Below are 20,555 nucleotides of genomic sequence, written 5' to 3'. Positions count from 1 at the left end.
GTAGCGAGCGAGGTTCGACTCGTAATTGTTAGGCGGAGATACCTGAGCTCGAACTTTGAAGCTGCGATCTCTCCAAATGATCATCCGGTGTCAGCGCCCACGCTTCTAGTTGCCGAGATCGCCTCGCGCAGCATCTGATTCGCGTAGCCCCACTCGTTGTCGTACCAGCTCATCACCTTGACCAGATCCCCGCCGACGACGCGCGTGAGCTCGAGGTCGACCACCGATGCACGAGGATCGCCAACGATGTCCGATGATACCAGCGGGTCATGCGACACGCCGAGCACCCCGGCATAGCGCTCCGTGTCGGCCTCGCTCGTTAGGATCGCGTTCACCTCACCGACGGTCGTCTTGCGCGACGTGACGCAGGTAATGTCCGCGATCGACCCGACGAGAACCGGTGCCCGGATCGCAATGCCATCGAACAAGCCCGTGTACTCCGGCAGCGCGCGCGTCGTTGCTAACGCGGCACCGGTGGTGGTCGGAACGAGATTCGCGGCCGCGGCGCGACCGCGGCGGAAGCTCTTGCTCGCCCCATCGACGACCGACTGCGAGGCGGTGTAGGCATGGACTGTCGTCATCACCGCCTTCTCGATCCCAATGCGGCGGCCGATCACCTCGACAACGGGCGTGATGCAGTTGGTGGTGCAGCTGGCGCAGGAGATGATCACGGGCACACCGCCCGGGGTGTTCGCACCGTGGACGATCGTTTCGACCTCTTGGTCCTTGGACGGTGCCGAGAGGAGCACCATCTTCGCCCCCGCGCGGATGTGCTTCTCGAGATCTTGACGCCGCGTTAGCACTCCGGTGCACTCGAACACGAGCTCGACCCCCAATTTCTTCCATGGCAGGTCTGAGGGATCGCGGCTCGTCAGCTTGCGCACGTGATGTCCGGCGACGACCAAGTCGCCTTCGTCGACCGCCACCGGCTTTGAGTACCGGCCGTATGCGGTGTCGAAGCGAAGCAAGTACGCGAGGTTCTTCGCGTCGACCAGGTCGTTCACCGCAACCAGTTCGAGCGATGCCTCATCGATCACGAGTTTCAGAATGGCGCGACCGATGCGCCCCAGGCCATTGATTGCAACCCTGGTGCTCATGGTGTGATCCGCGCGGACGCGTCATTACCCGTTTCCCGCACGTCGCTTGTCTCCGCGACATGGCTCGTGCGCGGACCCGCGTCGTGCGCAATTGTGTCCAGCGCCAGAGCCGAATGCGCATAGGAGCCGCCGGCGCGCATCTCCGCAGCAACCCAGATCGCTTCCATGATCTCCTCACCGCTCGCCCCCTGGCGGAGCGCGGCGCGAGTATGACTGCGGATGCAGTAGGGACACTGCGTCACGTGCGCGACCGCAACGGCGATCAATTGCTTCGTTTTGGTGGGAAGCGCTCCTTCGGCAAACACGCTCTGGCTGAATGCGCGAAAGGCATTCGCCGGTCCGGGGGCAAGACGGCTTCGTTGTTCAGCGATCTCTCGAGTCGCTTCGGGATAGAGCGACTCGCGCTTCGATGCTAACGGGACCGCCGTCGGATGTTCGGCAGTCGAAGGAGCCATGGGGGTACCATTGTTATCAGGGCTGTTCACGTGTGTTCTCCATGCCGCGTACTGCGGCGAACAGATGCGTTTCGGGCGACACCGGAACCCGGCATCAACTCACCCTCGCGCCTCGGCCGTGTGGACTTGATGTTTGGCGAGGATCTCCGCGATTTCCGGGAACGCCTTGCGCGCGGCGCTCGGAACATCGCGCCAATCTTTTGTTCCGGGCCGACCTACCCAGTAGTCGAACGGCTCGGCACCGGGGCCTAACGGCTTCCCAACGATGATCCGCCCCACCATCCCCGCCGCCTCATGCGGCATACAGTAGTAGTCGTAGACCCCGGGCACGCTGAGTGTGATCTCGAAGTGATCTCCCGGATTCACGAGGTATCCAGAGTTCCATGGCTCGGCCCCTTGGGGGATGCGCAACGAGTGGTGGTCGTTCTTGGGGTGATAGGCGGTGGTCGTGTGCACGTTTTCCTTGACCACCCAGCGAATTGTCGCCCCGGGCTCGACAAGCACGCCTATCGGATCGAACCAGACCTTGCTTCCCGCCGCGTCGCTTCTCATCGCGATCTCTGTTACCGTGCTCCGCGGGGCCGACGCGTACCATCGGGCCGGTAGCGCAAGACCGGCGAGGAGCGTCCCCGCGGTCTGCATGAATGCGCGTCTGGTTGTCATAGCCAATCCATGGTTCACTTTGGTGGCTGTGTGGCGGACATCGTCGGCGCCGTCACGGTGCTGCTGATCTGCAGCCGGATCCACATGCCAGCCGCCGCGTGGCCCGGCACGCCGCACACGATGAAGTAGTCGCCGGCTGGGGCAGCGGTGAAGCGCATGGTGTCTTTCCCGAGCGGCGGTAGTCCCTCACTCATCTTCACCGTGAACGCCCGAGGTATGGCTGGATCGGACGGTGCTGCCTGCATCGGAAGCTTGGCGGCAACCACGATGGCGGAGTGCGGAAGCATGCCGTCGTGATTGAAGAAGTCCATCTCGACCGTCCAGCCGACGGGGATCACGATCGTTAGGCCACCATCGGCGAACCCGTTGAAGTTCAGCGCGCCATTGGTGCCCGTTAGGCCGGCGATCAGCTGAAACCGCGCCGTCTTCGCACTTGCGTCCACCGACAGCCAGTGGGGGTCCACCGCCTGTCGCTGGGCGCTCGCGACGGTGGGCACCATCACGGCGAGCGCCACCGTCGCGAGAAGCTTTTTCATCATCGTGCCGCCCACGGTTTCGGCAAGCCGAAGATCATCACGGCATCGCCGAGTGGGTAACTGAGTTGGAAATTGCCGCCGCACGCGACGGCGATGAACTGTTCTCCGTCCATCTCGAACGTCATGGGTGCGGCATTGCACCCGGCGCCGGCGTGGAACTGCCACAACAGCTTGCCTGTCTTCGCGTCGAACGCATTGAAGTTGCCGTTGCCTTCGCCCGTGAAAACGAGACCGCCGGCGGTTGCGAGCGATCCGCCCATCATTGGCTGATCAACTTTGTTCTGCCATGCGATCTTGCCCGTCTTCAGGTCCACCGCCGAGAACAGACCATACTGCGGCTCTCCAGGAGCGGCGACGAATGCGGAGCCGAGCCACAGTCGACCCTTCTCCCACGGTGCGGGGTGCGTCTTGTAGTTCATCGGCTGATGGAGACCCGCGACGAAAGCGTATTCGAGCTTGGGATCCACCGAGATCGGCGACCACTCGGAGCCTCCGTTAGCACCGGGCAGCATCCGCGTCCCTTCGGGAGTGGGCAGCGCGAACATGTTCTCCTGCGGCACGAAGTTCTGGCTCTTGCGCACCAACTTTCCGGTGGACGCGTCGACCACGTAGAGCCAGCCGGTCTTGCCGGCGTGAAGAACAACTTTCCTGTTGCCTAACATCGCGACCACCGACGGCGACGTGGCATCGAGGTCCCAGACGTCGTGGGGCACGGTCTGGTAGTACCACTTGGTCTTTCCGGTGGCCGCGTCGATCGCGACCATGGCGTCGGTGAAGAGGTTGTCACCCGGGCGCGCCGTACCGTCCAAGTCCGGTGACGGATTGCCTACCGTGACGAAGATGGTGTTGGACGCTTTGTCGTACGCGGGCGTCGTCCACACGCCGCCGCCGCCGCGCTGCCATGCATCGGCATACTTGGCGCTGTCAGCCTTCTCCTTCGCGATGTCCCGATGGAGGTCGGCGTTTTCCGCCTTGGTCGCCCAGGTACCCCACCATCCGTTAGTCGCCACGGGGTCGTCACCCGGGGCGGGGATCGAGTACCAGCGCCACACCTGCTTGCCCGTGGTGATGTTGTATGCCGTGAGGTGACCGCGAATGCCGTACTCGCCTCCGGACACGCCGACAATGACGTTGTCACCTACCACGAGCGGCGCCATCGTGATGCTGTAGCTGAGCGACGGATCCGCGTCCTGCGCTTCCCACTTCGGCTCGCCAGTGAGCGCGTCAAAAGCGAGCAATCGTGCGTCGAGCGTCCCGACGAACACCATGCCGCCGCCGATTGCGACGCCACGGTTGACCGGTCCACAACACGTGATGACCGGTCCGATCTTCGGCTCCTGTCTCCACAACTGCTTCTTGGTTCGCAGATCGTACGCGATAATTGCCTCGCTGTTTGGCGTCGTCACGTACATCCTGCCGTCGACCACGATGGGAGTGGTCTCGAACGAGCCGAGTTTGCCGGTGCCCGTCTGGAATACGATTCTGGGCACGAGGTTCTTCACGTTCCGAACATTGATCTGCGCGAGCGTGGACCATCGTTGGTTCCAGTCACTTCCGCCGTACGTCGACCAGTTAGTCTGTGCCTGTGCGGGTACGACGCTGACCGTCGCCACGGCAAAACACAGCCATGCGTGTTTCATCTGCATGTGTCCTCGAGATTCGAGAAAGAGGTGGCGGCTACTTCGTCAGCGCGGCCGCTTTGGCCGGTGAGATGTACCAGACGATGAAGTGGTAGTGCGGCTCGGCTACACCCGGATGGCCGGCGTTGTACACGATGTCGACGTGATCGACTCGCTCGCCTTGCCCGATTTTCAAGTCGCTAAATCCTTTTTGGGCGTTCATGTCTTTGAGCGGGATCATGTAGATCGAGCTCACGAGATGCCCTTGATGGTCATAGGCGAGAAACGGCCCCTCGGGGAGCGTGGCGGGATCGACGTACAGGGTCCCGAGACCGGGCAGAAAACTGGGAAGAGGAACGAGCTTACTGACCTGCTTGTAGGCGCCACCCGGAGGTTCTGTCCGCTGGGCCGCCGCAGCGGCGGGATAGACCAAGTACATCCCAGTGCCGAATGCACCAACGAGGGCCATGAGTGCGAAACGTTTCATCGGGCGTCTCCATATTGGTTTCGAGTTTCGGTGTAGCCATTACTTCAGCTCCGCATGACAAGGATTTCCCACCGATTGTGAAGAGAGCATGAAAGGCAAAGGAAGCTTTGCCTAATCGCCGCATTGCTCCCCAGCTGTGCGCTGGTCGTTGTAAGTTGCGGACTATGACTGGATCACCAGCCGCCGAGCCGTCGTCGATGCAGCAGCGTCTCAGAAGGCTCGAGGTCGCGACTGCGGCGCTCATCACCGACGTGTCTCTCGAGGCGGTGCTCCAGCGCGTCGTGCAAGTGGCCGCAGAGGTGATCGAGGCGCGCTACGCCGCCATTGGAGTGATCGGCCCGGACGGAAAACGCCTGGAGAGCTTCGTAACGCATGGGATCGACCCCGAGCTGGGGCGCCGGATTGGAGCGCCGCCTAACGGGCACGGCGTCCTTGGCCTGGTCATCAAGGAGGCCAAGCCGATTCGGCTGCCGGATCTCGCTGCCCACCCCAGCTCCTACGGGTTTCCACCGAACCACCCGCCGATGCATTCCTTTCTCGGCGTCCCGATCATCGGAAGGCGAGGTGTGTTCGGGAACCTCTACGTGACCGAGAAGATCGGTGGCCACGAGTTCACCGAGGAGGACGAGGACATCGCGATACTGCTGGCGGCCAATGCTGCCGCGGCAGTCGAGAACGCGCGGCACCATGAAGAGAGTGCCCGACTGCTCGACGAGGTGCAGCAGCTACAGCGCATGCGAGAGCGGTTCTTCGCGATGGTGAACCACGAGCTCAGAAACGCGTTGGCGGCGGTCTACGGATGGTCGGAAATGCTCGTGCGGAAACGGGATCCGGCGACAGTCCCGCGCGCCGCCTTCGAGGTCTTGGGCTCGGCCGAACACGCGATCCATCTCATCAACGACTTGCTGGATCTGAGCCGCTTGGACGAGGATCGTCTGAAGCCCGTCATCAGGATGGTCGAGCCATCGGCCATGGCCAGGCGCGCGATGGGCCGCGAAACTCCTGCCGCCGATCAGAGAGGGATCACCTTCAGGCTGGCGGTGAGTCGCGATCTGCCTAACTGCGCAACCGATGTCAATCGAGTCGAGCAGATTCTGATTAACCTGCTCGGCAACGCCATCAAGTACGCTCCCGAGCGAAGCGTCGTGCAGGTGAGCATCACGTCGCGCGACGGACGCGTTGCCTATGACGTCGAGGATGAGGGCCCGGGAGTGGCGCCGAGCGAGGTGGAGCGAATCTTCGACATATACGTGAGCAGGGGAGAGGAGGAGAGTCGTGGAGTTGGCTTGGGGCTGCCGCTCTCACGGCGACTCGCGCGCTTGCTCGGAGGTGAGCTTCGCGCCGTCTCGATCCCCGGCAAGGGAGGGCATTTCATCCTCGAAATCCCCGCCATCTCATCCTGAAGACATCTTCACGCTGCATTTCGATCAGATTCAGGCAAGCCTCCGAGATTCGTGTCATGAAGATCCTTGTGGTTGAAGATGATTCCAAAGTGGTCGGATTCATCGACCACGGACTGAGGGAGGAAGGACACGTTGTAGACGTGGCCCGGGATGGAGATGAGGCCAGCTTGCTCGCGCACGTCAACGATTACGACATCATCTTGCTCGACGTCCTGCTGCCGAAGAAGAACGGATTTCAGGTTGCCGCCGAGCTTCGGCGAGAGGGGCGGAACACGCCAATCCTCATGCTGACCTCGCGCGACGCGGTCGAGGATGTGGTACGCGGACTGGACGTCGGCGCAGACGACTACCTCGCCAAGCCGTTCAAGTTCGACGAGCTACTGGCCCGAATCCGCGCGCTGCATCGGCGCGGTGGTGCTGAGCGGCTGGATGTGCTGCGCTACGGCGCGATCGTAATGGACCGACTGCACCACGTGGTGACGCTCAACGAGCGGCCCGTGGATCTCACGGCGAAGGAGTTCCAGCTCCTCGAGCACTTCATGCTGCACCCTGGGGAGATCGTCCGCCGTACCACGCTTCTGGAGAAAGTGTGGGACATGCATTTCGATCCGGAGAGCAACGTTGTGGATGTCCATGTCGGGAACCTGCGCCGAAAGCTGCGGCGAGCGTCGGGTGAGTCGCTGCTGGGGACGATCCGCGGCGTAGGCTTCCGCCTCGGCCTCGGCGGCGCTGAGGACGATAGGGCGCCGTTGCCTTGATGTTCCACTGTGAGGCGGACTAACGGAGACCCCGCCCGCACGGGCGCTCCACACTGCCCGTCGAGGAGTATCGATGATTGCGACCAAGCGAGCCTACGAGGCGTACGCGCCATCCGACGGCTACCGCGTGCTCATTGACCGGCTCTGGCCACGCGGTCTGTCGAAGGCCAATGCGCATCTGGACGCGTGGGCCAAAGAGATCGCGCCGTCGCGCGAGTTGCGGGAGTGGTACGAGCACGACCCCGCAAAGTGGCCGGAGTTTCGCAAACGGTACGCGAAGGAGCTGAAGTCGCCTGGCGCGCAGGCCGTGCTCGATGACCTGGTCCGCCGCGGCCAACGCGGCCGCGTTACGCTCGTGTACGCATCGCACGCCGCCGACATCAGCGACGTCGCGGTGCTCAGTCAGCTCCTCGGGCGCCGGCTGAACGCACCGAAGGCGAAACGTCCCGCCGCGCGCGTTAGGCGGACGGCGGGTGCGAAGCGTCCGGGTCGCTCGAAGAACTGACGGGCGGCCCAGGATGCAGAATCCTCACGTCATCTTCGGCGTCCTCATCGCGATGGGCGCGGTGTGGACGTTAGGCTGGGCGATCATCATGGCCCGGTCGGGGCGGTCGATCCCTGTCGAGCAGCTGGAGCGATCGGAGAATCGTATTCGCGTCGGCCTGCTCGGCGGCCTCGCTGCCATTGCGATCGTGGTCTTCGTCCTCAGCCTGCCGCGGCTGCCGTTCGCCGGATCACGGCGCGCCGAGCTCGGCCCGCCGCAAGTCACGATCACGGCAACGGCCGTGCAGTGGGGCTGGATCATCTCGCGCGATCGCCTAACGGCCGGCATCCCGATTGAGTTCGATGTCACGTCGCGCGACGTGAACCACGACTTCGCCATATACGATCCGGACGGCCGGCTGCTCACGCAGGTGCAGGCGATGCCCGGCTACATCAACCGCCTCGTGTACCGGTTCAGCGCTCCAGGGACCTACACCGTGCGCTGTCTGGAATACTGCGGCGTCGGACACCACATGATGACGGCCCGGCTCACCGTGGCGAGGCAGGAGTGACGTCGCCGCATCGTCGCGCACCGCTCGCGGATGCGGCTGGCCTAACGCCGTTGCTCGCGCCGGATCGGTCCAATAGCAGCGTGCTCCGTGTGGCGCTGGTCTATCTCGTGGTCGGCCTCGGGAGCTTCCTTTTGATGGGATTGCTCGGCCTCCTCATGCGACTCGACCAGGGCGGCATCCTTGTGATCGCGCCCGTATGGTTCTACCGCGTGATGACGTTGCATGGGGCGGGCATGGTCGCTTCGATCTTGCTTGCCGTCACCGGCGGCCTCGCGGCCGCGGTGAGCGCCACCACGCGCCTCAGCGCCCGCGTCCTCTGGATCGCCCTCGTCATCTACTTCATCGGGACCAGCTTCGTGATCCTCGCGACGCTGGTCGGCGGCTTCGGTGGCGGATGGACGGTGCTCTATCCACTCCCGACTCACGGGCTCGTGTGGACGCTGGATGCCGCCCTCGCGATGTACGCCGGCTACCTCTTCATCGCGCTCGGCCTCCTCCTCTACTGCGTGCACATGCTGCACGCGCTCGCCCGCGCGCATGGCGGGTTCGTTCGCTTGTTCGCACTGCGCTTCCTGTTCTCCCTCGGACGCGACACGCGCGATCCGCTGCCGCGGCCGCCCGAGCTCATCGCCGGCGTCATCTCGATCGACGGGATCGCCGCCGCGACGGCGGGTATGCTCTATCTGGTGCCCATCTTCCTCCACGCGGCGGGCGTGATGTCCGTCGACGCGCTCTATGCGAAGAACACAGTGCTCCTTTTCGGCCACACCATGGCGAATCTGAGCATCTACGTGGGGGCCGGGCTCGTCTACGCGGCGCTGCCCGCCTTTACCGGCCGGCCGTGGCGGACGACGTGGGCCGTGGTGTGCGCGTGGGACCTGATCATCATCCTCATGCTAACGAACTACTCGCACCACCTGTACGCGGATTTCGCACAGCCCGTCGGGCTTCAGCTCCTCGCCGAGATCGCCTCGTACGCTGTCGCGCTACCGTCGTTCATCGTCACCATCATTGGGGCGCTCACGCTCATCTACCGCTCCGGCATTCGCTGGACGGCGGCGCCGATGCTGCTGGCACTCGGGATCTGGGGATGGGTGTTCGGTGGCCTGGGCGCGGTGCTCGACGCCACGATTCCAGTGAACCAAGTGCTGCACAACACGATGTGGGTGCCCGCGCACTTCCACACTTATTATCTGCTCGGCGCAGTGGCGTTCGCGTGGGGATACCTGTTCTACATGGTGCACGAGCTGAGCGATCGGCGCGCCGCTCGCGCGAGCTCGATCGCCGTATGGTTGTACGGGATCGGCGGCGCGGGTTTCATCCTCATGTTCTTTGTGGCCGGCGCGAACAGCGTTCCGCGACGGTACGCCGTGCACCTCACGCAGTGGCAGATGTACGCGCGCGTAGCCGTCCCCTTCGTGGTCGTTCTCGCCTTCGGGCTCGCCTGGCTCTCGTGGGATCTGGCGAGGCGCTTTCTGTCGGCGTGGCGCGGAACCGAGGGTCCGGCCTTGCAGTCCTGATCGCGGCCAGCGCGTGGGCACGGGCTCAGTCGCTTTCGTCTGGGGGTGGGAGTGGGACCCGCCGTTCGTCGCCGCGATCGTCGTCGCCGAGCTGGTCTACGTCGTTCTGTGGGCGCGCGGCGGGATCGGCAGCCGCAGACTGCGCCTAACGCCGAGCCGCATGGCGGCATTCACGGCCGCCATGGCGGTGATGGCGATCGCGCTCCTGTCGCCGATCGCTGTGAACGGCGAGCGGCTGCTCTCGATGCACATGGTCGAGCACGATCTGCTCATCTGGGTGGTCGCGCCGCTCGTACTCGTCGGCGTCGCTCCGATGCTCGATCGCGCCGAACGGTTGCCGGCGATCGTGCGGAACGCCGGCGGTCATCTCACGCGCCCGCTCGTCGCCTGGGTGACTTCCACTATCCTGCTCTGGGTGTGGCACGCACCGCTCGCCTACGCGTGGACGCTCGCCGATGAGACAGTGCACCACATCGAGCATCTCTCGTTTCTCGGCGCCTATCTGCTTTACTGGTGGCCACTGATCGAATCGTCGCGGGAGATGGATTCGCTCGCGACCAATGGCGCACGCGTCGCCTACCTCGTTGCGGGAATGATGCAGTCCGCGCTCCTTGGCGCGCTGATCACGTTCCATCAGAGCGTGTTGTACACTGCGTACCTGCACGTGCCAGGCGCGACGCCGGCATCGGCGCTCGCCGATCAGCGGCTCGCCGGCGCTCTGATGTGGTTCCCGGGCGCGATCGTCTTCACGGTGGCGGCTGCACTCGTGATCCGCCAGCCGGCGCGCCTCTCCACTCGGGTTGTGTGACGTTGTCCGCGAGCAGGATGCGCGCACGGTCTTCTTCGCTCGAGCGCAACCGTGCCACCGAGGCCGTGAGCCGGCGGCCTAACGCCGGTCGATTCTCACGCGCCACACCTCCGGGCCTTCGGACTCATAGGTCCAGACAAACTCGCCTGGATGCTCCGCGTCGAGCTGGTAGCGAAGAGGCCGGGGATCGTGGTCATTGATGATGACCATGGACTCACCGCGTGCCAGGCCGTCAAAGGTACGAAAGATCGTCGGGTGCTTCTCCCGCGGTGGAATCACGCGGGCGTCGAGTTCGGTCGTCTTGGTCGGCATTGATGCTCATTGGTTTGGTTGAAGGGCGAACTACTTGGCGTGCGAGATGTGAACGAGCACGCGATCGGGGTGCGACTCGTCGATCTCCCACGTGAACCCACGCTCGGAGAGCATGGGGAACAGAAACTGCGGGACACGATTGTTGATCTGGACCAGGGTGCGTCCGCGTGCGAGCGTCTCGATGGCGGCGAGCGTACGCATCAATGGCTCGGGCGGACTGAATCCGCGAACGTCCAGATAGGTACGTTCCTCGTCGTCCGCAGGAACGTCGTCCGCGCCGGTGCTCGTTGGTATCGTGGACGGCGTCTCAGCGCTGCCTGCCGCCGACCGCCAGAACCACACGGACCAGTCGTCGGCGGCGTGTGCCTCGGCTTCGTGCGCGAACCCGCGCCTGGTCAGTATGCTGTAGAGCGGGGCCGGCTCGAAGATCGCGCGGAGGCGGAGGACTTCATCCCCGCGCAGCGCGGCCACCGCGCTCATGATGCGGGAGAACGGTTCTCGTCCGGAACGCAGATCCTCGCGGACGTCGAGCTCCACGACCGCCGCGTTGGGCGGATGTCGCTCGCCTAACGATACCGCGTCAGGCGGGGTTGGCGTCGCCCCGGCGCTCGACTCCTCGTCGGCCAGGCCCAGAGCGGCATTGAGCTCGCGCACCAGACGATCGGTCGGAATCTTCGCGGTCCGGGCGGCCTGCTCCACGGTGATGAGCCGCGCCATCACGCGGCGCATCGCGCGATTACGGAGCTTGGCGAAATGCGGCGCGGCGCGCACGAATACCTCGACCAGCGATTCGTCGCGCGCGAGCACGTCGTGCACTTTGTCCTGCGGAGAAATTGGAACGGTCGTCGAAGTCATGTCGCGATACCTCTGCGCGGGCGCCCGAGTGCGGCGCGGCCGATCTGGCTCAGGAACAATAGGACGCCTAACGCAAACAGGGCGGCGCCGGCATACGCGCCCGCGGACGAGCCAAGGAGAATGGCGATCGAGAGAATGATGAGTGCGCTCACCATCACGCCGAGCTGAACCTCGGCAACGCGCGCCGAGAAGAGCTCGGCGACAGTTGGTGCGCCTTCGATTCGTTTGGGCCCGCTGTAACGAGCCGTCCAGGCAAGCAGCGGAACGATCTTGTAGAAGAAGCCCGATACGAAGACGACGATGCCGCCCAACAGCGCGAGGACCACGTACGCTGTGGCAAGACGCGTGGCGCTCGGGCCGCGCCAGAGCACGACCGGCCCGAACAGAGCGGCAGCGATGAGGAACGCGAGACCCGCCGCCGCGAACCGCAGCCCGACATCGATGCGCTTGCGCACGCGGACGCGGAAGAACGATACGGCCTGGTAAATGAAGCAGGCGAGGCCCGCTTCCATCAGCACAACTGCCGTCCACGATGCGGCGTCATGTCGTGTCGTGATGCCCACTGCAAGCAGCGGCACGCCGCAGGCGAGCAGGCCGAGCGCAGGCTTCGTCCAACGCACATTGGCGCCGTGCGCCAGCAGAAACATCGGCAGCAGGCGGTGCGCGACGCCGACGATCATGATGAGCGCCCAACCGACGATCGCGACGTGGAGATGCGTTGCCAGCACCTGCACGCGAACCGCGGCAATGAAGCCGGTGTGGATGTTGTGCAGGAGAACGACGCCGAGTACCAGCGTCGAGGACAGGTACGTGATCGCGATGGCGATCGCCGCCCAGGTCACGTCGCGCGAACGAGCGCGCGGGAGCGTCGCGGCAACGTTGGTCACCGTCAGGATGACGCCGATCGCGACGAGACCGACGCCAACATGACGGAGCAGCGTCGAGTTGTCTGCGATGCCGCACGCGAACAGTCCCACGCCGGGTGCGAAGGTCCAGAAGCTCGTGTGCCCGAGCTTCGGCCAACGAATCGGCGCGCCGAGTGCGACCGGCAGGAGTTGGTAGAGAGCGCCGAAGATCGTCATCGTGATCCAGCCAAGCGTGAAGAGATGCGTCACGCCTGCAACGTGTGGCGACAGGTAGTTGCCCGCTGCGAGCTCGGGCGCGATCCACACGAGCCCCACGGATCCCGCGAGCAGGTACAGCGTCGCCGCAGTGAAGTGCTCGGCGGCCAACCGAATCGATCCGGACGCGGGCGCAACTGCGCCGAGCCTAACGCTGCCCGATATCGACGTCCCGCGATGCGGCGGCGTCGTTCCAGTCGTTAGGCTCGCCGCCATCCCAGCGCCTCGGCCACGGTTGCCGCGATGTGATCGAACGCCAGGCCGGTCGCGCTGTGCGCGCGCTCGACCATCGTCGGTGTCCCGCGGTCTCCTTCCTCGACGACGGTCTCGTCGAACGGAATCTCGCCGAGGAACGGCACGCCGATTTCGGAGGCCACGCTGCGTCCCGCGCCGCGTCCGAACACGCCACTCATGTTCTCGACGACACCCAGCACCGGCACGTCCAGCGTGCGGAACATTTCCGCGGCCTTGCGCGCCTCCGCGACCGCGACGCGCGGCGGCTGCGTGACGATCACTGCACCGGATAGTGCGACGGCCTGCACGAGACTCAGCGGCACGTCGCCCGTGCCCGGCGGAAGATCAACGACGAGCACGTCGAGCTCGGGCCACGCGACGCCGCGAGCAAACTGCTTCACCGCCTTCGAGACCATCGGGCCTCGCCAGATCGCCGGTGATCCTTCGCCGAGAAAAAAGCCGAAGCTGATCATTGGCAGGCCGTACGCCTCGAGCGGTTCGATGTGCTTCTCGGCGGACATCCGTACTTTCGATGCGCCATCGTCGAGGCCGAGAAGAATCGGAAGGCTGGGCCCATAGATGTCCGCGTCGAGCAGCCCCGCGCGCAGCCCCTCGCGCGCCAGTGCCAGGGCGAGATTCACGGCGACGGTGCTCTTGCCGACGCCGCCCTTGCCGGCGCCAACGGCGATGATGTGGCGCACGCTCGCGAGACGAACCTGGTCCGCCCACGGATCCGGTGTGGTATTCCGAGGCCGCGCGGGCGTCGCTGCCGGCGCCACAATCTCGACTGCGACGCTCGTCGCCCCGAGCGGCATGAGCGCTGCCTCGATGGACGCGCGGAGGCGAGCGGGAATGGTCTCGTCAGATGTGCGCAGGCCTAACTGAACCCTCACGCGGCCATCACACACCGCGACGTGCTGCACCATCCCGAACGACACCAGGTCGCGCGTTAGGCCGGGGTAGGCGATCGTCCGTAGTGTTGCGCGAACGCGCTCGACCGTGAGCGCGTCGGGCGCGGCCGGCGGGAGCGGGCAAGGAAGGCTCATGCCGAACGCTCGCATCCGTCGCTGCGCGATGGTGTGACGGATGTCTCACCACCGCGTGCGGCTCGAGATGCGCGCGACCGTCAGATCGACTGCCGATATCCGAAGAACTCGTGATCTTCGTTATAGCCGCCGTAGCCGCCGCCGACCTCCGCGATGTCGGCGACGAACTCGATGCCCGCGATCCACTTCACCTGCTTGAATCCAAGTTGGACTTCGTTGCGGAGCCGGAGCGGCGCCCCGTGGCCGTACGAGAGCGGCGCGCCGTTCATGTCATACGCCAGCATCGTCAGGTGATAGCGCATCTGCTCGATGGGGTGCGCGTCGTAGTAGCGGCCGCCATCCGCCCCGTCACCGAGCGAATAGAAGACGACCCATTTCGCCGCGGGCGTCGGCTTGACGAGATCGAGAATGGTCTGCATGGACACGCCGCCCCATTTCGCGATACCGGACCACCCTTGTATGCAGAAATGCTGCGTGATTTGCTCGTGACGCGGGAGCGCGCGCAGATCGGCGAGACTCAGCGTCACCGGATTGTTGACCAAGCCGTGGATGTGAAGTCGCCAGTCCGCGAACTGTGCGTCGAAGAGCGCGCGATACTCAGCCGTCTCGGGGTACTTGCCGTTGTGCCAGAAGTACGGCGACACGTCCTTCTCGGTGTACGTCCCTGGTTCGGCGTCGAGATGCTCGAACAATCGCTGTGCCGGACCGACGAGCGCGAATCCAGCGCGTTGGATCAGCCTCGGATGACGCAACGTTAGCGGCGTTGCCGCGAACCAGGTGATCGCGACCACCGCCATCGACGCCGCGAAGATGCCGAAGCCGACCCAGTCCTGCGCGTTAGTCCCGGCGTAGATGTGGTTCAAGTTCCGGAGTGCGCTCGTCGCGAAGACCAGTGTGATGTGGACAAAGGTGAAGAAGAGGAACCAGCAGAGCACGAGAAAGTGCAGCGAGCGCGCCGCCTGGATGCTGAGTCGCTTGCTGATGACGTGGAATCGTGTCGAGAGCGCGGGAGACATGCCCAAGCCTGTGACGAGCGCGAGCGGAGCCGCGATGAAGACCGTGACGAAATAGGCCAGCATCTGCAGGCCGTTGTACGCGACCCAGCTCTCGTCCGCGGGCCAGCGCAGCGACAGGTATTGCAGGAGCACCGACGCAGCGTCGGGGAACACCTGCCAGCTGGTCGGCACAACGCGACGCCATTCTCCGCTCACAAAAAGGAGCACGAAAAAGACCAGCCCATTCGCGAGCCAGAGGGTATCGACGCCGAGGTGCCACCAACGAGCGAGTCCGATCGAGTGGCGAATTCCGGGGAGCCCGATATGCTTGGGCAGCGTGAGGGAATCGTCTTTGGCGGTCCAGAGCGGGATGCGTGGCACCGCCTTCTGCATCCGAAGCCATTCCTTCCCCGGCGTGGAGTGGCGTGTCCAGTACAGAAAGGGATGATCAGCCAGGATCTGCGCGCCCGCGCGAACGATGAACGTCAGAAACAGCAGATTGAGAAAATGCTGGGCACGCAGCCAGACCGGCATCGGCGTCGCAAACGTGGTAGCGAAGCCGGTCCCCGGATGTGCCTGCACGAACGCCTCGACCGACGGAATGCCGCGCAGATATTGGGCTGCGGCGACGCCTAACAGGAGCAACGCCCAAGCGATCGGAAGGAGCCAGACGAGGTTCAACCATCGCTTCGCGCCGATTCGCAGGCGGGGTGCTATGCCGAACGCAGCGGGAACGGAACCGGCCCACGTCTTGGGGTCGATGACGTCGTCTCCCTTGGTGAGCTGCTCTCGGAGTTGGCTCACCACCTCCGGTGACACGCCCTGGGGTTCGGGTGAGGATGGTGATGTCGAGTTCATTTTCTATCGTGCGCCGATCGCGAGTTGCAGTCAATGTGCACGCTGGACCGGCGTCGCCACATGGTTCGCTGGTCGAGCCCCGTGTGACAAGAGTCACGCGCCGAAGGTTGATGGCGGGCGAGATTTTTGGTGACTCTCGCATGCGAGCAGCGATGCCGACAGCAAATCATGATTCTCTCGTCAATACGATCTGGACCGCCCTCGCTACGGTGATCGATCCCGAGCTCGGACTCGACATTGTTACGCTCGGTCTCGTGTACGGAGTGGAAGTCGACGGGCCGATCGCGCGCATCACGCACACGCTCACCACGCCCGGGTGCCCGATGGAGCGCGTGATTACCGACGGCATCCATAGTGCGGTTGCTGCGGTGGCAGGAATCGAGCGGGTCGAGACGCACGTCATCTGGGATCCGGCGTGGCATCCGGGCATGATTGCGCCGGGCGCGTTTCCATGATCGGCTGGGCGTCCGGCGGCGTTCCTAACCGAATGTGAACACATACGCCTGCACGCCCGGGTCGAGGAACTCGATTTCGAACGTGTGGCCCTCCGCAGGCTCGCGGAGCCGGATGAGCTGGTAGAGGCGCGGCCGGCGCACGACGCCCGACCCGTCGGCGGCATCATCGGCGCCGTGATTCTCGCCCGGCGCCGCGCCGTCCACCGTGACGCGGAACCGTACAGGCACCCCGTTAGGCGACGGGCCGAGCACCAGGTGCACGTCGCGCCCCCGAAACTGGAACCGGATCGCTCCCGGCGCCGCCGCCAAGACGGCGTACTCGGCGCCGATGCTCCACGAGCCGTCGAGTGCCCAATCGTCCAGGTCGAGCGTGGCAGGCAGGCTGTACACGGCCGCATGATCGTGCACCACGTGCTCGGGCGACGCGAAGTTCTCGGCGCGGCGGTAGCCGACGTACGTCTCCGGCGACCATCGGAACTCGGTGTTCGCCGGCGCCTCGATCGCGGTCTCCGTTAGGCGCGCGGAGTCGCCGGCGGTGGCGCCGGTGTGTCCGGCCTCCTTCAGGAGCTCCTGGATCACGCGTTCCGACTCGTCGTAATCGCCTTCGCCGACATGGTGGTGGCGGATGCGTCCCTTCGCATCGATGAAATAATCGGCCGGCCAGTATTGGTTGTGAAACGCGTCCCAGATTTTGTGGTCGCTGTCGATCACCACCGGATACGTCACGCCGAGCTCGCGCACCGCGCTGTCGACGTTCGCGGGGATCTTCTCGAAGCCGAACTCGGGCGCGTGCACGCCGATCACCACGAGGCCCTGATTCTTGTACTGCGCCGCCCAACGCTCGAGATAGGGCAGCTGCCGCAGCGAGTTGATGCACGAATATGTCCAGATGTCGACGACCACCACCTTCCCGCGCAGCGACGTGGTGGAGAGCGGTGCGGAATTGAGCCAGCCCTTGTCGCCCTTCAATTCGGGCATCGGACCTTCATCGCCAAGAAGCGGCTGGATCCGGGTGCCGGCGGCTGCGCCGCGACCCGGGCCATGCGCCGCGAGAGCCACGCCCGCGGTCATGGCCGCCAAGAGCGACTGAAGAATCCATCGTGTCCGCATCGATCGCGACGTCCGGTGAGCGTGTCGCTCGAACATCTTCGCGGTGGACGCTCGCGTCAACTGCGGGTCGTCGATCGGCGAGCCTCGCCGACGTGACTTGGCGGCGCCACCGAACGCGGCAGTTACTCCGCTCGCAACGAGATCATGGGATCGCTCGCCGCCGCGCGGCGGGCGGGCACCCAGCTCGCGGCGAGCGCAACGATCACCAGGAGCGCCGCGGCGCCGGCGAAGGTCGGCACATCCGTCGGCTGCACGCCGAACAGAAAGTCGGCCAGGAGCCGCGTCACGAGCAGTGCCGTGGCAAGACCGATGGCGATGCCGATGCCCGCGAGCACCAGCCCCTGCCGCAGCACCATCGCAAGGATGGTGCGGTGCGTTGCGCCTAACGCAACGCGCACGCCGATCTCCCGCGTCCGCTGCGCCACCGTGTACGCGATCACCCCGTAAATCCCGAGCATCGCGAGCGCGAGCGCGACCGTGCCGAGCGCGCCGCTCACCAGGGCGGCCAGCCGCTGCGGGAAGAGCGAGAATGCGGTCGCGTCCTCGATCGTTTGCTGATTGAGGATCGGCAGATGGGGATCGAACCGCGCGACGAGGCGCCGGAGCAACGGCGCGACGAAACGCTCCCGATTGGTTCGCACCATCAGATTCGTGGCCGGCTGATAAAACTGCGCCAGCGGCACGTAGATGTAATTCAGCGGTGCCTCATCCAGCGACCGATATTTCGCGTCGCGCGCGACCCCCACCACGGTGATCACGCGGTTCGCGTTCCGCAGTGTCTGCCCAACGACGTTCGTGGTGCCGAACACCCGCTTGGCAAAGGTCTCGTTCAGGATGGCGACGTTCGTTGCGCCGGCGCGGTCGGCGTCGGTGAACGCGCGGCCGGCGACCAGCGGCACGCCTAACGTCTCGAAGTAGCCCGGGGTGACCACGTTCCAGTCCGCCGTCCATCCGTCTTCGCCGCGCGGAGCGGGGTGCCCATCGATGGCGATGGGCCCGAAGCCCATCGCAGAGCCGGAGAGCGGCAGCATCGCCGAGAGCGCCGCCTGGGTGACGCCGGGCAGCGTGCGGCTCTCCTCGAGCAGCGCGTGCGCCTGCGTGACGCCGCGCACGGAGTCGTATCCGGCGAGCTCCAGATCGAGTGAAACGATGTCGATGCTGTGCGCCGTGAAACCGGTGTCGACGGCGCGCGCGCGCACGAGCGACCGGCCGAACAATCCCGCCACCACGAGCAGCAGCATCGACACCCCGAGCTGCGACACCAGCAGCACGCTGCGCACGCGGTGGCGGCGCGCGGTGGCGCCGGTATCGATCTTGAGCGCGGGGACGAGATCGGGCCGGACGCTTTCCAGCGCGGGCAGCGTCCCGACGAGCACGGCCACGAGAAGCGTTAGGCACGTGGCAAACGCGAGCACGCGGGCGTCGATCGCCGGATGCACGCGCAGCGGTACCGGGAGCTTGGGCTGGAGCGACATCAGCGCCGTCACGAGCCAGTGGGCGAGCACGAGGCCGGCCGCCCCGGCGGCCAGGCCGAGGACCACGCTTTCGGTGGCGAGCTGGCGCACCAGCCGGAGGCGCGACGCGCCTAACGCAAGGCGCAGCGCAATCTCGCGCCGCCGGCCCACGGCGCGCGCGAGCAGCATCCCGGCGACGTTCGCCGCGGCGACCACGAGCACCAACCCGGCGATCACGAACAAGACGAGCATGAACGCGCCGACCACGGCGTGCCCGTCGCCGGGAATGAGCGACACCGGCGCCACGCGCACGCCATCCAGGTCCGACTCCTTCGGATACGCGGTGCGCAGCCGCGCGGCGATCGCCCCAATCTCGATCTGCGCCTGACTCGGCGTCCGGCCCGGTTTCAGGCGTCCGATGCCGATGAGCCAGACCGATTCCCGTTCCGTGAAGACCGAGCGCGAGTGCGACAGCTGTGCCCATGCATGCAGCGGCAGCCACAGATCGGGAGCGATGACGAACGGACCCTCGAATCCCGGCGCCGCCACGCCGACGATGGTGAACGGCGACCCGTTGAGGTCGACGGTGCGGCCGACGACGCTCGAATCGCCGCCGAATCGCTTGCGCCAGTAGCGGTCGCTGAGCACGACGACCGACGCAGGATTGGCATCGGTGTCATCGCCCGCGCCGAAGAACCTGCCTAACGCCGGCCGGGCCTCGAGCACGCGAAAGAAGTTGCCCGACACCACGCCGCCCTGCGCCGCCTGACCGTTGTCGTGGTCCACCACGCTGAAGGCGCGCGGCTCCAGGTCCATCGCCGCCATCGCGGCGAGGCTCGGCGCGCGCGCATAATCGGTATAGGTGGTGTACGAGAACGTGTCGAAGCCGTGGCCCTGACGCGTGCTGCCGATGCTCACCACGCGATCCGCATGCCCAACGCCGGCCGGCGATTCGAGCAGGAGCGCGTTGGCGATCGTGACGATCGCCGTCGTCGCGCCGACGCCGATGCCGATCGACAGCACGGCGACCACGGCGACGAGCGGCGTGCGCCGCAGGCCGCGGAGCGCGAGCCGCGTATCGGTGGCGAGCGATTCCGCCCACAGTGCGCCACGCGCCTCGCGGGCGTGGGACTCGATCACCGTCGCGTTGCCGAACTCCCGTCGCGCGGCGATGCGCGCATCGGCGCCCGAGAGCCCGCGCGCCGCGAACCGCTCAGCGGCCTGCTCGAGATGGCCGCGCATTTCCTCCTGCATCTCGCGCTCGCGCCGCCGGAAGAAGAGGGCGGCGCGCACGCGGCGCATCATCCGCGCGATGAAGGACATGGCGTTAGGCTCGCTTGAGAATGGTGGCGAGGGCGCCGGCGAACCGTTCCCACTCGTCGCGCTGCGCGGCGAGCTGTTTGCGGCCGGCGTTGGTGAGCGAGTAGACGCGGGCGCGGCGGCCGGTATCGGTGTCCTTCCACGCGGCGCGGACGAGTCCGCGCTCTTCGAGCCGGTAGAGCGCGGGATAGAGCGAGCCGGCGTTGACGTGCAGCACGTCGCGGGACACCGCCTGTATGCGCTGCGCGAGATCGTAGCCGTTGGTCGGCTCGGCGCGGAGCATCTCGAGAACGATCAGGTCCAGGGTGCCCTGGAGGAGCGGGATGGGTTTGGTCACGGGTCGGAGCACTAGGATGTCTAGTTATATAGACGGCCTAGTGTTTCGTCAAGTTTC

The 20,555-nt window shown here is 65.4% G+C and carries 21 protein-coding genes; 7 read left to right on the top strand and 14 right to left on the bottom strand.

Going from position 1 to position 20,555, the window contains the following annotated elements; genetic code table 11:
- Positions 1-80: 80 nt before the first annotated feature.
- The 6 genes from VFW04_12585 to VFW04_12560 all read right to left on the bottom strand — a co-directional run bounded on the left by VFW04_12585 (position 81) and on the right by VFW04_12560 (position 4,857).
- Positions 81-1,097: a glyceraldehyde 3-phosphate dehydrogenase NAD-binding domain-containing protein gene (locus VFW04_12585; GenBank protein HEX5180163.1), complete on the bottom strand. Its 1,017-nt coding sequence runs from the start codon at positions 1,095-1,097 to the stop codon at positions 81-83.
- Positions 1,094-1,552, bottom strand: coding sequence for a carboxymuconolactone decarboxylase family protein (locus VFW04_12580; GenBank protein ID HEX5180162.1), 459 nt, complete (start codon positions 1,550-1,552; stop codon positions 1,094-1,096). The genes VFW04_12585 and VFW04_12580 overlap by 4 nt, the downstream gene beginning before the upstream one ends.
- 99 nt (positions 1,553-1,651) lie before the next feature.
- Complete coding sequence (locus VFW04_12575) at positions 1,652-2,215, bottom strand: plastocyanin/azurin family copper-binding protein (protein ID HEX5180161.1); 564 nt, start codon at positions 2,213-2,215, stop codon at positions 1,652-1,654.
- Between the two features lie 14 nt (positions 2,216-2,229).
- Positions 2,230-2,754: a sulfocyanin-like copper-binding protein gene (locus VFW04_12570; GenBank protein ID HEX5180160.1), complete on the bottom strand. Its 525-nt coding sequence runs from the start codon at positions 2,752-2,754 to the stop codon at positions 2,230-2,232.
- Positions 2,751-4,397, bottom strand: coding sequence for a PQQ-binding-like beta-propeller repeat protein (locus VFW04_12565; protein HEX5180159.1), 1,647 nt, complete (start codon positions 4,395-4,397; stop codon positions 2,751-2,753). The genes VFW04_12570 and VFW04_12565 overlap by 4 nt, the downstream gene beginning before the upstream one ends.
- 31 nt (positions 4,398-4,428) lie before the next feature.
- Positions 4,429-4,857 (bottom strand): hypothetical protein, encoded by a 429-nt coding sequence (locus VFW04_12560; protein HEX5180158.1) that lies wholly within the window; start codon positions 4,855-4,857, stop codon positions 4,429-4,431.
- Positions 4,858-5,021: 164 nt separating this feature from the next.
- Between VFW04_12560 and VFW04_12555 the strand changes: the two genes are divergently transcribed.
- From VFW04_12555 to VFW04_12530, 6 genes are all read left to right on the top strand, one after another.
- Positions 5,022-6,260, top strand: coding sequence for a GAF domain-containing sensor histidine kinase (locus tag VFW04_12555; protein ID HEX5180157.1), 1,239 nt, complete (start codon positions 5,022-5,024; stop codon positions 6,258-6,260).
- 56 nt (positions 6,261-6,316) lie between these two features.
- A complete protein-coding gene (locus VFW04_12550; protein HEX5180156.1) occupies positions 6,317-7,018 on the top strand; it encodes a response regulator transcription factor in 702 nt (233 codons plus the stop codon).
- A 73-nt stretch (positions 7,019-7,091) separates the two neighbouring features.
- Positions 7,092-7,523 (top strand): DUF488 family protein, encoded by a 432-nt coding sequence (locus tag VFW04_12545; GenBank protein HEX5180155.1) that lies wholly within the window; start codon positions 7,092-7,094, stop codon positions 7,521-7,523.
- Between the two features lie 13 nt (positions 7,524-7,536).
- Complete coding sequence (locus VFW04_12540; protein ID HEX5180154.1) at positions 7,537-8,073, top strand: hypothetical protein; 537 nt, start codon at positions 7,537-7,539, stop codon at positions 8,071-8,073.
- Positions 8,070-9,593, top strand: coding sequence for a cbb3-type cytochrome c oxidase subunit I (locus VFW04_12535; protein ID HEX5180153.1), 1,524 nt, complete (start codon positions 8,070-8,072; stop codon positions 9,591-9,593). The genes VFW04_12540 and VFW04_12535 overlap by 4 nt, the downstream gene beginning before the upstream one ends.
- A gap of 13 nt (positions 9,594-9,606) precedes the next feature.
- Positions 9,607-10,401: a cytochrome c oxidase assembly protein gene (locus VFW04_12530; GenBank protein ID HEX5180152.1), complete on the top strand. Its 795-nt coding sequence runs from the start codon at positions 9,607-9,609 to the stop codon at positions 10,399-10,401.
- Between the two features lie 78 nt (positions 10,402-10,479).
- Here the strand turns inward: VFW04_12530 and VFW04_12525 are convergent, their stop codons facing one another.
- The 5 genes from VFW04_12525 to VFW04_12505 form a co-directional block, all read right to left on the bottom strand.
- Positions 10,480-10,713, bottom strand: a complete 234-nt coding sequence (locus VFW04_12525; GenBank protein ID HEX5180151.1) for a DUF2249 domain-containing protein — start codon at positions 10,711-10,713, stop codon at positions 10,480-10,482.
- A gap of 30 nt (positions 10,714-10,743) precedes the next feature.
- A complete protein-coding gene (locus VFW04_12520) occupies positions 10,744-11,568 on the bottom strand; it encodes a DUF2249 domain-containing protein (GenBank protein HEX5180150.1) in 825 nt (274 codons plus the stop codon).
- Positions 11,565-12,905 (bottom strand): hypothetical protein, encoded by a 1,341-nt coding sequence (locus VFW04_12515; protein ID HEX5180149.1) that lies wholly within the window; start codon positions 12,903-12,905, stop codon positions 11,565-11,567. The genes VFW04_12520 and VFW04_12515 overlap by 4 nt, the downstream gene beginning before the upstream one ends.
- Positions 12,890-13,969 (bottom strand): Mrp/NBP35 family ATP-binding protein, encoded by a 1,080-nt coding sequence (locus VFW04_12510; GenBank protein HEX5180148.1) that lies wholly within the window; start codon positions 13,967-13,969, stop codon positions 12,890-12,892. The genes VFW04_12515 and VFW04_12510 overlap by 16 nt, the downstream gene beginning before the upstream one ends.
- A gap of 80 nt (positions 13,970-14,049) precedes the next feature.
- Positions 14,050-15,768 carry a molybdopterin-dependent oxidoreductase gene (locus VFW04_12505; protein ID HEX5180147.1) on the bottom strand — a complete coding sequence of 573 codons (1,719 nt, stop codon included), beginning with the start codon at positions 15,766-15,768 and terminating at the stop codon, positions 14,050-14,052.
- 206 nt (positions 15,769-15,974) lie between these two features.
- Between VFW04_12505 and VFW04_12500 the strand changes: the two genes are divergently transcribed.
- Entirely contained in the window at positions 15,975-16,277 is a 303-nt protein-coding gene (locus VFW04_12500; protein HEX5180146.1) for a metal-sulfur cluster assembly factor, read from the top strand.
- 24 nt (positions 16,278-16,301) lie between these two features.
- On the opposite strand, the gene VFW04_12495 is transcribed toward VFW04_12500, so the two are convergent.
- The 3 genes from VFW04_12495 to VFW04_12485 all read right to left on the bottom strand — a co-directional run bounded on the left by VFW04_12495 (position 16,302) and on the right by VFW04_12485 (position 20,498).
- A complete protein-coding gene (locus VFW04_12495; GenBank protein HEX5180145.1) occupies positions 16,302-17,387 on the bottom strand; it encodes a thioredoxin family protein in 1,086 nt (361 codons plus the stop codon).
- Positions 17,388-17,509: 122 nt separating this feature from the next.
- Positions 17,510-20,164 carry an ABC transporter permease gene (locus VFW04_12490; protein ID HEX5180144.1) on the bottom strand — a complete coding sequence of 885 codons (2,655 nt, stop codon included), beginning with the start codon at positions 20,162-20,164 and terminating at the stop codon, positions 17,510-17,512.
- Positions 20,165-20,168: 4 nt separating this feature from the next.
- Positions 20,169-20,498 (bottom strand): PadR family transcriptional regulator, encoded by a 330-nt coding sequence (locus tag VFW04_12485; GenBank protein HEX5180143.1) that lies wholly within the window; start codon positions 20,496-20,498, stop codon positions 20,169-20,171.
- Positions 20,499-20,555: the final 57 nt, after the last annotated feature.

The sequence above is a fragment of the Gemmatimonadaceae bacterium genome (assembly GCA_036273715.1).
Classification (GTDB): Bacteria; Gemmatimonadota; Gemmatimonadetes; order Gemmatimonadales; family Gemmatimonadaceae; genus JADGGM01.
This window is presented reverse-complemented; position numbering and strand designations above follow the sequence as displayed.